This is a genomic window from Parafrankia colletiae, from assembly GCF_001854655.1.
GTDB lineage: Bacteria > Actinomycetota > Actinomycetes > Frankiales > Frankiaceae > Parafrankia > Parafrankia colletiae.
In genome coordinates this window covers 1-7,926 of record NZ_MBLM01000034.1, presented here as the reverse complement: position 1 = coordinate 7,926, position 7,926 = coordinate 1, and the positions used below count along the sequence as shown (strand labels likewise).

The 7,926-nt window shown below is 66.1% G+C and carries 8 protein-coding genes and 1 pseudogene; 5 read left to right on the top strand and 4 right to left on the bottom strand.

Going from position 1 to position 7,926, the window contains the following annotated elements; genetic code table 11:
- From CC117_RS05685 to CC117_RS05670, 4 genes and pseudogenes are all read right to left on the bottom strand, one after another.
- A pseudogene (locus CC117_RS05685) lies at positions 1-293 on the bottom strand (acyl-CoA dehydrogenase); the annotation flags it as partial.
- 11 nt (positions 294-304) lie between these two features.
- Positions 305-1,345: a phosphotransferase family protein gene (locus tag CC117_RS05680; RefSeq protein WP_071082702.1), complete on the bottom strand. Its 1,041-nt coding sequence runs from the start codon at positions 1,343-1,345 to the stop codon at positions 305-307.
- Positions 1,346-1,377: 32 nt separating this feature from the next.
- The gene (locus CC117_RS05675) at positions 1,378-2,172 is read right to left on the bottom strand and encodes an SDR family NAD(P)-dependent oxidoreductase (RefSeq protein WP_071082701.1); all 795 of its coding nucleotides are present in this window, start codon (positions 2,170-2,172) and stop codon (positions 1,378-1,380) included.
- Positions 2,173-2,174: 2 nt separating this feature from the next.
- On the bottom strand, positions 2,175-3,371 hold the full coding sequence (locus CC117_RS05670) for a thiolase family protein (protein ID WP_071082700.1): 1,197 nt from the start codon (positions 3,369-3,371) through the stop codon (positions 2,175-2,177).
- 383 nt (positions 3,372-3,754) lie between these two features.
- Between CC117_RS05670 and CC117_RS05665 the strand changes: the two genes are divergently transcribed.
- The 5 genes from CC117_RS05665 to CC117_RS05650 form a co-directional block, all read left to right on the top strand.
- The gene (locus CC117_RS05665) at positions 3,755-4,813 is read left to right on the top strand and encodes an ISAs1 family transposase (protein WP_071082699.1); all 1,059 of its coding nucleotides are present in this window, start codon (positions 3,755-3,757) and stop codon (positions 4,811-4,813) included.
- Positions 4,814-5,205: 392 nt separating this feature from the next.
- Positions 5,206-5,370 carry a TetR/AcrR family transcriptional regulator gene (locus tag CC117_RS34250; protein WP_084131596.1) on the top strand — a complete coding sequence of 55 codons (165 nt, stop codon included), beginning with the start codon at positions 5,206-5,208 and terminating at the stop codon, positions 5,368-5,370.
- A gap of 29 nt (positions 5,371-5,399) precedes the next feature.
- Positions 5,400-5,888, top strand: coding sequence for a hypothetical protein (locus tag CC117_RS05660; RefSeq protein WP_131803020.1), 489 nt, complete (start codon positions 5,400-5,402; stop codon positions 5,886-5,888).
- Between the two features lie 61 nt (positions 5,889-5,949).
- A complete protein-coding gene (locus CC117_RS05655) occupies positions 5,950-7,128 on the top strand; it encodes an acyl-CoA dehydrogenase family protein (protein ID WP_071082697.1) in 1,179 nt (392 codons plus the stop codon).
- A 350-nt stretch (positions 7,129-7,478) separates the two neighbouring features.
- Positions 7,479-7,926: helix-turn-helix domain-containing protein (locus CC117_RS05650; RefSeq protein WP_241829867.1), on the top strand; the 448-nt coding region annotated here is incomplete at its 3' end.

Sequence of the window (7,926 nt, the reverse complement as noted above, 5' to 3'; positions counted from 1 at the left end):
GGCGCTTGGCAGTTGATCGCCTCCGGGGCGATGACGGGCGACCAGCCGGTGATCTCGGCGACTGCGGCGTACTCCAGGTTGGACAGGCCACCGAACTCTGGATGGAACAGGTTCCACAGTCCGCGAACACGTGCGGATGCCTTCAAGTCTTCCATCACCGGCGGGTGCTCGTGTGCCCCGTGACCGCGCAGGTACGCAGCCCAATCGGCCTCCGCAGGGAAGACTTCCTCCTCCATGAAATGTCGCATTCGTTCCGTTGTCTCTGCGGCCTTGGGGGAGAGGTGGAAATCCATGTTCAGGTCCCTTAGTCGAGAAGGTCCAGCCCGGTCTGTGCGATGCGCATGATCTCCGCGTCAAGGTCGCCAAAGTGCTGCCCAGCCATCTGACCGCCGGCCACCCGGGCGGCGATGCCCTGCGCAATGCCAGCGAATTTGAAGTGCGCGAATGCCACGTACGCGTGAAGACTCCCCGAATCGACCTCTGACGCCTCGAAATATCGGGCAATGAGGTGATCGCGGTTAGGGAAGTCATCCTGGGCAGTGAGCGCGGGGGTCAGCACGGGGGTCGGTTCGCCGACCTGCACCCAGTAGAAGAGAAGCATCCCCAGATCGGCCAGCGGGTCGCCCAAGGTGGAGAGCTCCCAGTCGAGGACGGCGGCCAACCGACTGGGCTCGCTGGCATCGAAGATGCAGTTGTCCAGCCGGTAGTCTCCATGGACGATTGCCGGCCTTCGCAGCTCCGGCCAGTGATGGGCTTCGAGTCGTGCGGCCAGCTCGTCGACGACGGCAACCTCGCGCGACTTCGAAGCCTCCCACTGGCGCTTCCAGGTCCGGACCTGGCGCGGCATGAAGCCCACAGGGTGGCCATAACCAGCGAGCCCGACCCGGGTCGGGTCGACGGCATGCAAGGCGACCAATCCGTCGACCAAGGCGTTCGTCAGCGCGACGCGGTCCGTCCGGCTCGATGCGTAGTCAGGAGGCAACTCATCACGCAGCACCACGCCCGGCACCTTCTCCATGACGTAGAAGGCGACGTCCAAGACGTGTGGTTCGCGCTCCTCGAGCACGACTCTCGGCACGGGCACCGGGGTACTTTCCAGGGCCCGCTGGACGCGCGCCTCGCGCCCCATGTCGTGGGCTCGCGGAAGCAGGTGCCCCGTGGGCGGCCGACGCAGGATCAGCGACCCCGCACCGCAGGACAGCTCGAAGGTCAGATTCGACTTGCCACCCGTGACCAGACGCACGTCGTGATGCCGCCATCGGTCGTCCCCGGTGATCTGCGCTAGGACAGGTCCCAGGCGGTCAGGTCGCGTGAGGTCGTGAGAGGGAATGTCGCCCAAGGTCATCCGCCTTTGCGCTCTCCTCTCCGACGGAGTCGTCACAACGCACTGGAGTAGCCACCGTTGACGGGCAGCGTCTGGGTGGTGATCCAGCCCGCATCCTTGCTGGCCAGGAAGCAGATCGCGGCTGCAGCGTCGAGCGGTTCGCCGAAGCGCTTGATGGCGTAGTTGCGCAGCACCTTGCGGGCCTGCTCGGCGTTGAGGTCGTCGATGACGGCCGTCGCTGGCGTCCGTGTGGCTCCCAATGAGACACAGTTTGCGGTGACCCCGTGACGCCCTGCCGAATGACCGATCGCGCGCGTGAATCCGGCTGCGCCGGCCTTCGCTGCTGAGTAGACAACCAGATTGGGCTGACCGATCCGCCCAGCATCGGAGACGACTGTGACGATACGTCCGTAGGAGCGCTCAACCATGCCCGCGAGCACGGCGTGGGTGCAGTTGAGGACGCCGGTGAGGTTGATGCCTAGCCACGGCTGCCATTGCGACSGGTCGCTCTCCCAGAACACTGCCTGGTCCTCCGAGACCCCGGCCGTGCCCGATCCGCCGGCATTGTTGACGAGGACGTCCACACCACCGAGCTCCGACGTCGCCCTCATGATCGATTCGTGCACCGCTCGCACATCGCAGACGTCGAACGATGCYRCTACCGCACGGGCRCCAAGGGCACGTACCTCCTCCGCGACCGTCTCAGCCTTGTCCGCCACGAAATCGTTGACGATGACACTCGTGGCCACCCCCCTGGTCACCAGCTCGAGAGCGGTCTGGCGACCTACAMCCTGGCCGGCGCCGGTAACCAGCGCAACTCTGCCCTCGCTGCAGGATGTCGTCGTCATGCTCAGACCTTCTCGAGGATGGTGATCGACAGCGCGGCGCTGTCCGCGCCGATCGAGCCGCCGGCGTTGTGGGCCAGACCAAGCCTGGCCCGCGGGTGCTGCCGCGCTCCGGAGCGACCCTTGAGCTGCTCGGTCAACTCCACCAGTTGGGCACAGCCGCTTGCCCCCACAGGGTGGCCCTTGGCCAACAGTCCACCACTCGAGTTGACATAAGTGCTCCCCCCGAGGCTGGTCTCGCCCGATGCCAGCAGCTTGGCCGCTTCACCCACAGGGGCCAGCTGCAACGCTTCGTAGTACTCAAGTTCCGCGGGGGCGGCGGCGTCGTGCAGTTCCACGACGTCGAGATCGCTGGCGTCGACACCAGCCAGGCTGTACGCCTTCGCCACGCTGCGCTCCCCGGCGAGCGGCGCCACCTCGGTGCCTGACGTCAGGACCGAAGCGCGCACCCTGACCAGTGGTCCCCCGGCCGCCAGTGCGGCTTCCTTGCTCCCCATGATCAACGCGGCTGCCCCATCGCCGATTGGTGAGCACATCGGCAAGGTGAGTGGCCACACGATCTCTCGCGACGCCAGCACTTCCTCGATTGTGAGCTGGTCCCTGAACTGGGCCCGCGGGTTGTGCGCCGCGAACTGGCGGGACTTCACCACCACCCGCGCAAGGTCTTCCTGGGTCGCGCCGGTCGCATCCATGAACGCACGGGCGTTCTCCGCGTAGAGGTCCATGAAGCGGGAACGGTTTCCAGTCCCCACAGCGACGGCGAGCCGATCGACGGCGTAGTCCTCGCCGCCGATCTCGTCCAAGTCGACCCCGGAGGCGTAGGCGCGGAAGCTGACCGCCTTGTCCGGGTGCGTCAACTTCTCCGCACCAACAGCGATCGCGGTCTCAGCCTGCCCCGAAGCAACTGTCATCCAAGCGAGGTGCGCCGCCGACGAACCGGAAGCGCATGCGTTCTCGACGTTGATGAGCGTGGACCCGAGCAGACCTGTGTGTCGAAGTGCCACCTGACCGCGGATCGCCTCCTGTCCGGTCACGAGCCCGCCGACACAGTTGGCAAAGTAGACGTACGGGACCTGGTCTGCACTGACCCCAGCGTCCTTCAGGGCCTGCTCGGTCGCGTCTGCGGCCAAGGACCTCACAGTCCGGTCCCAGTGCTTTCGGAATGGCGTCATGCCGACTCCGAGAATGTAGACGTCAGTCATCTTTCTTCCGTTCCGTATCGGGAGCCGAGTGATGTAAGCGGAGGAGAGCCCAGGGACGCGCATGCAGGGCTCTTGCAAGGACGTGATTTGACGGGGACGTGCGTTTCCGGCGGTGTTGGGTGGTTGGCCCTGGTAGATGGGTGGCGTGTAGGGCGGGGAGGTATCTGCYGGGCCACGTGTCGTGGGCAGGAGGACAGGCACGCCGCTTGTAGATCACGAGATGTCTGAAGTCGTCGTGGTCTGGGGTGCGGCGTGCCTGTGGGTGCATTGTGCCGTGATGCCACTGGTGTGCTGGGAGCTGGCGACGCGTCGCGGTCGGGAGTCTGGGAGCGGCTCGRCCGGGTGACCGATCCCCGGTCGCCGCGGGGGCGCGGGTCTACCCGTTGCCGTGCCTGGCGGCGGTGTGGCTGTGTTCGCTGACGGCGGCGGGGCACGACCGGGCCTGCGCGGTGCGGGCATGGCTGGCGCGGACCAGCGACGCCGAGCGTGCGCGACTGGGCCTGCCGTGGGATCCGTTCGACGGCTACCGGCTGCCGAGCGCGGCGACGATCCACCGGTTCCTGCAGGCGGTCGATGACGACCCGCCGTCGGCGGCGGACGGGGACAGCGGACAGGAAGCGCAACCGGCTGCTGTCCAGGCGGAGTCGGTTACGGGCGAACGGGTGGCGCCGACCTCGGCGGTCGCTCTCGAYGGGAAGACCAGCCGGCACGCGAAACGCGCCGACGGATCCCGGGTACACCTCGTCGGCGTGGCGACCCACGGCGAGGGGCGGCTGCTCGGCCAGATCGAGGTCGACGCCAAGACCAACGAGACGACCGTGTTCCGCCGGCCGCTGCGCCCGCTGGAGCTGACGAACGTGATGGTCACGACCGACGCGCTGCACACGGCCCGGGCAAACCTCGACTGGCTGGTCACCGCGAAGCACGCCCACTACCTCGCGGTCGTGAAACGCAACCAGCCGACCCTGCGCGCCGTGCTGGCCGCTCTGCCCTGGGCCGACGTCCCGACCGGCGCGGTCACCCGCGAGTCCGGCCACGGCCGGGCCGAGACCCGCACCATCAAGGCCGCCACCGTCAGGCACGTCGACTTCCCGCACACCCTCCAGGCGATCCGGATCCACCGCTGGCGCCGGGAGAAAGGAAAACGACCCTCCCGCGAGACCGTCTACGCGATCACCAGCCTCGCCTTCGAACAGGCCGGCCCGGCCCTGCTCGCCGGCTTCGCCCGCCACCACTGGCACATCGAGGACCGCCAGCACCACGTCCGCGACGTCACCTTCGGCGAGGACGCCTCCACCAGCCGAACCGGCAGAGCCCCCGCCACCCTCGCGATCTTCCGCGGCGCCGTCATCAACGCGCTGCGCGCCGCCGGCTACCGCCACATCCCCGAAGGCCGCCGCGACCACGTCACCACCGCCCTTAACCTCCACGGCTTCCCCTGACAAAACCAGCACACCGGCGATCGCAGACGATCATGACCAAAACGCGATCAGCAAGAGCCCTGGACGCGCATGACGGAGAGGTGATCGCCGGTGGCGCCACCGGACAGCCGATGGACACGACATGGGCGCGCTCCTCACCTGCGTCCTGTGGAACTTTCCGCACCTTGGGCGCGGTTGGGCTCCCTTGCGCTAGGGTTAACTTACTGGACAGTCAATCTAGCCGAGGCAACTGGCCACTGAGGTTTCCGCGTGGGCGCATCGACGTGGCGTGTTTCACGCAGTGTTCAGCAGGCATCGGCAAGGAGGTCAGCGTAGACCTTTCCTAACTGGTTGGTCAAGCATTAGACTGCGGACGCGGCCCGACGAACGCGGTTCTACTTCGAGGAGTCCTTATGGCCCAGGCTCCCGCCACCACGCCCGAGCAGGTCATCGATGCCGCGACCRCAGTGTTCCTTGAGAAGGGTGTTGAGAACAGCACTATCAGTGACATCGCTCGAGCAGCGAAGATCCCCAAGCCCACCATCTACCAATATGTCGAAGGCAGYCGCGGCTGCTGAACAGGATCATGGCCCGCATGTGTTCGGCCATGGAAGAGAGCGCCCTGGTGGTCTACCGGACCAAGGCGCCAACTGCGGTGCGACTTTGCTGGATGATCCAGCTCCACCTTGAGTTCGCCGTGCGCTACCGCAACTCGTACCGGGTCACGCTCAGTGAACAGTCCGCGCTGTCGTCGCATGCTCGTGACGAGTTCCGACTGTGGGCCCGGCGCACCAACAATCAGTTTGCCGACCTTCTCGCCGAGTGCYGGCGTGAAGGGGCCTTCGACTGGCCGGGCGACATCGGCGTCGCGGCCAATTTGCTCATGTCGACCCTCAACTCGACGCACCGCTGGTTCCACGTTGACAGCCGGACGACCGAGGCGATGATGCTTGAGAGCGTGTTCCGCCTGATCTCCGGCGTTTTTCAGAGGCCAGCCATGGAGGCATGGCCGATGCCTGACATACCTCTCCGGTATCACCAACCCCGTTCAGTCCGTGATGGCGAGGAGCCCACCCCCGCCATGCCTCACGGCTGAAAGGTCTGCGCAAGCTTCCAACCGCACGCTTTTGAAGGGATTTAGMATGTATGAMAGTCACATGAGTCCAGAGGTCGATCTGGACTTCCTCACGGGCATCGAGACGTTCATCGACAGGGTGGTCCGTCCTGTCGAGTCGCGGTATGCCGAGGAGCTTGAGGAGACCGGGACCATCGCGCCGGAAAGGCAGCTCGCAGAGCGGCGGCTCCTGCGACGGCGCAGCGCAGAGGACGGGCTGTACTCGGCCGGGATCCCCAAGGATCTGGGCGGCGGCGGCCTTGACGTGGAGACGATCGCACACGGGTACCGGATCGTGGGACGGAGTGGACTGCTGCTCGCGGACCGTGGGGGAGTGTTGCCGAATGTGGAAGGTCCGCAGACTTCCATGAGGGCAATGAACGAGGATCAGCGGCGGCGCTACCTCGAGCCGTTGCTTCGAGCCGAGATCGAGGGCTGCTTCGCGATCACCGAGCCCGATGCCGGCTCGGACGCGTCACAAGTCCTCACCAAAGCCCGACAAGAAGGCGACGAATGGATCATCAATGGGACGAAGCAGTTTATCACTCACGGCCAGTACGCCGACTTCGTACAGGTGGTAGCCAAGACCGACCCCGATGAGCGCCCCTCAAGGCGACTCAGCGTCTTCATCGTCGACAAAGGCACTCCAGGCTTCTCCGTGGGCGCCACGCACCACACCATGGGCGAAGACCGCCCCGTCGACCTGGTCTTCGATGACGTACGGGTGCCCGCGTCAGCCATGGTTGGCGACCGTGGGGGCGCGCTGCGCTACGCCATCGGCAGCATCAGCCAAGCTCGGATCAATGTCGGCTCACTCGCGATCGGGAAGAGCCAGTACCTACTGCAGCAGATGATCGGATACGCCAGCATGCGGGAGGCGTTCGGCAAGAAGATCGGCGCCTTTCAGTTCATCCAGGGACACATCGTCGAGTCGAGCATGGAGATCGAGGCGGCGCTGGGCATTCTTCGAACAGCCACGACACTGGCAGGGGAGGACACCGACGAGGCTCGGCGTCTTGCTGCGACGGTGAAGGTCTACGCGACCGAGACCCTAACGCGCGTTGCCGATCGCGCCATCCAGGTCCACGGCGGACTCGGGGTCACCCGTGCTGGTGGAGTGGAGCGCTTCTACCGCGACGCACGCGCCATGCGAATCTATGAAGGCACGAGCGAGCTGCTGCGGTGGAACATGGCTCGGTGGCTGGGTCTTCCGGCGCAGTAGATCGAAGCGCAGGTCTCCGGACGGATTAGCTCGGTTGCCTAACTGAGTACGCACGATGCTTGCGACGAGCCATGGCCATTGCGGCGGATCCACGGCAGCCTCCCGTAGGGGCGCAGCGTCCCCAGGGAGGCCTGAATCGATGGCATTCGCTCCGGGGTGGGGGAGAGGGGCCGTGAGCGAGCAGCACCTCGGCCGCTCTCGGTGCTGAAGGGTCATCTCGGCAGAGGACCCGGAGGAATGAGCGGCCTCGGTGCCCTAGTGCCGCCTCCGTGAAGGTTTGCCCGGAGTTGTGAGCGGCGCGCCGGRCCGGATCCCCGGCCRGCGCAGTCGCCGGTTCGATGATCCGGGCTGTGGYGGAACGGGTACGGGTCCGGGAGATCGATCCGGACGAGGGACAGAAGCTGCTGCGGATCGTGCGTCGATCCTCGGGGTCGGTAGTGACGTGGCGCCGCGCGCAGATGGTCCTGCTCTCCGCGCAGGGCATGACCCCGACGAAGATCGCGGAGGTGACGTTCACGTCCGAGGACCGGGTCCGCGACGTGATCCACAACTTCAACGGCGACGGGTTCGGCTCGCTGTACCCGAAGTACGCCGGCGGCCGGCCCCGGAAGTTCTCCCTGCCGGAACGCCGGGAGATCAAGCAGATCGCGAAGTCCCGTCCCTCGGAGCACCAGCTCCCGTTCTCGACCTGGAGCCTGTCGAAACTGGCGGAGTTCCTGGTCGCCGAGGGGGTGGTCGACGACATCAGCCACGAGGGCCTGCGCACGCTGCTCCGCGAGGAAGGCGTCACCTTTCAAC

Bases quoted from the DNA above. Each gene is read 5' to 3' on its own strand.
- CC117_RS05680 (WP_071082702.1), bottom strand. From the start codon at position 1,345: ATGACCTTGGGCGACATTCCCTCTCACGACCTCACGCGACCTGACCGC.
- CC117_RS05655 (WP_071082697.1), top strand. From the start codon at position 5,950: ATGAGTCCAGAGGTCGATCTGGACTTCCTCACGGGCATCGAGACGTTC.
- CC117_RS05670 (WP_071082700.1), bottom strand. From the start codon at position 3,371: ATGACTGACGTCTACATTCTCGGAGTCGGCATGACGCCATTCCGAAAG.